We start from the raw sequence: 1,130 nt of genomic DNA, 5'->3' as shown, positions 1-1,130 counted from the left end.
GGCCGGGACCACGGCGTTGGCCAGGCCCCAGGCGGCGGCGGTCGCACCGTCCACCGCCTCGCCCAGGGCGAACATGGCGTAGGCGCGGGCGTGGCCGATGCGGGCCGGCAGCAGCCAGCTGGAGGCGGCCTCCGGGGCCAGGGCCAGGTTGACGAACGGCACGGTCAGGCGCGTGTCGGGCGCCACGAACACCAGGTCGCAGTGCAGCAGCATGGTCGTGCCCACGCCGACGGCCTGGCCGTGGACGGCGGCGACCAGCGGCCGGGTGGCGTTGGCCAGGGCCTTCAGGAACCGCCACACGTGGCGCTCCTCGGTGAAGGCGCCGGTGGCCTGGGCCACGAAGTCGCCCAGGTCGTTGCCGGCGCTGAAGCTGTCGCCGTCGCCCTGGAACACCACCACCCGGATCTCCGGATCGCGCTCGGCGCCCTCCAGGGCGTCGGCCAGGGCGCCGTACATGGCGTTGCTGAGGGCGTTCTTCTTGTCCGGACGCGCCAGGGTGATGGTCAGGACGCCCGCCTCGAGGCTGGTCTTAACGTGCTCGGTCATGGCGTAACGTCTCCTTTGGGGAACTTGGTCTGCAGGCTCGCAAGCCAGCGGGCGACCACGGCGATCTCGTCGTCCGTGAAGCCTTCGGTGAGGTGGGCGTTGAGGTGGGCGAGGCCGGCTTTCGCCTCCTCGCGGGCGGCGCGGCCGTGGTCGGTCAGGTGCAGGCGCAGGGCGCGGCCGTCCTTGGGATCGGGCCGGCGCTCGACCAGGCCCGCGCGGGTCATGCGGTCGACGAGGCCGGTCATGGCCGAGGGGGCCAGGTCCAGCGCCTCGGCCGCCTCGCCGATCAGCGCCCCGTCGGCGCCGCCCAGATAGAACAGCACCCCCGACTGGGCCGAGGTCAGGCCGTGCCGGTCGGCCGCCAGCTTGGCCTCGATCCAGCGCTGCACCCGCCGATGGCCGGAGGCCAGCAGGAAGACGAGGCGCTTGTCGGGAGCGGGAGCGGGAGGCGTCGACATGCGCCGACTATATGCTTCGTGTGCGAAATATCAAACGGGTGTTTTGGGGCGGCGTAGATCCTCCCCCTCTGGGGGAGGTGGCCCAGAGGGCCGGAGGGGGTCAGCACCGCCTTCGGCGGGGGGGGG

Annotated in this window: 2 protein-coding genes; both read right to left on the bottom strand. The window is 72.8% G+C overall.

All coding sequences use genetic code 11. The features are described from left to right. The coding region (locus tag DMC18_RS25145; RefSeq protein WP_110133425.1) for an enoyl-CoA hydratase-related protein at positions 1-546 on the bottom strand (546 nt) is incomplete at its 3' end. Continuing rightward, a complete protein-coding gene (locus DMC18_RS25140) occupies positions 543-1,004 on the bottom strand; it encodes a MarR family winged helix-turn-helix transcriptional regulator (protein ID WP_110118316.1) in 462 nt (153 codons plus the stop codon). The genes DMC18_RS25145 and DMC18_RS25140, both read right to left, overlap by 4 nt. Between the last annotated feature and the right edge of the window lie 126 nt (positions 1,005-1,130).

This window comes from Caulobacter sp. D5 (assembly GCF_003185805.1).
GTDB lineage: Bacteria > Pseudomonadota > Alphaproteobacteria > Caulobacterales > Caulobacteraceae > Caulobacter.
This window is presented reverse-complemented; position numbering and strand designations above follow the sequence as displayed.

Bases quoted from the DNA above. Each gene is read 5' to 3' on its own strand.
- DMC18_RS25140 (WP_110118316.1), bottom strand. From the start codon at position 1,004: ATGTCGACGCCTCCCGCTCCCGCTCCCGACAAGCGCCTCGTCTTCCTG.